Source organism: Parendozoicomonas verongulae (assembly GCF_009711465.1).
Classification (GTDB): domain Bacteria; phylum Pseudomonadota; class Gammaproteobacteria; order Pseudomonadales; family Endozoicomonadaceae; genus Sansalvadorimonas; species Sansalvadorimonas verongulae.
In genome coordinates this window covers 1-653 of record NZ_SMME01000367.1, presented here as the reverse complement: position 1 = coordinate 653, position 653 = coordinate 1, and the positions used below count along the sequence as shown (strand labels likewise).

The 653-nt window shown below is 49.8% G+C and carries 1 rRNA gene; it reads left to right on the top strand.

From position 1 onward, the window contains the following. Window positions 1-12: 12 nt before the first annotated feature. A 23S ribosomal RNA gene (locus tag E1189_RS00720) occupies window positions 13-653 on the top strand; the annotation flags it as partial.

The following is a 653-nucleotide window of genomic DNA, read 5'->3' as shown; positions in this document are numbered from 1 at the left end:
TTTGGGTTATATGGTCAAGTGACTAAGCGCACACGGTGGATGCCTTGGCAGTCAGAGGCGATGAAGGACGTGGTAATCTGCGAAAAGTCTCGGGAAGCTGATAAACAAGCTGTGATCCGAGAATGTCCGAATGGGGAAACCCACCTGTCATAAGGCAGGTATCTCTTGAGTGAATACATAGCTCTTGAGAGGCGAACCCGGGGAACTGAAACATCTAAGTACCCGGAGGAAAAGAAATCAACCGAGATTCCGTTAGTAGCGGCGAGCGAACGCGGATTAGCCCTTAAGCGGTTTAGAGTTTAGTGGAACACTCTGGAAAGTGTGGCCATAGTGGGTGATAGCCCCGTACACGAAAGACTCTTTATCGTGAAATCGAGTAAGGCGGGACACGTGTTATCCTGTTTGAACGTGGGGGGACCATCCTCCAAGGCTAAATACTACTGACTGACCGATAGTGAACCAGTACCGTGAGGGAAAGGCGAAAAGAACCCCGTTGAGGGGAGTGAAACAGACCCTGAAACCGTGTGCGTACAAGCAGTGGGAGCCTACTTTGTCAGGTGACTGCGTACCTTTTGTATAATGGGTCAGCGACTTATATTTTGTAGCAAGGTTAACCGTCTAGGGAAGCCGTAGGGAAACCGAGTCTTAACAGG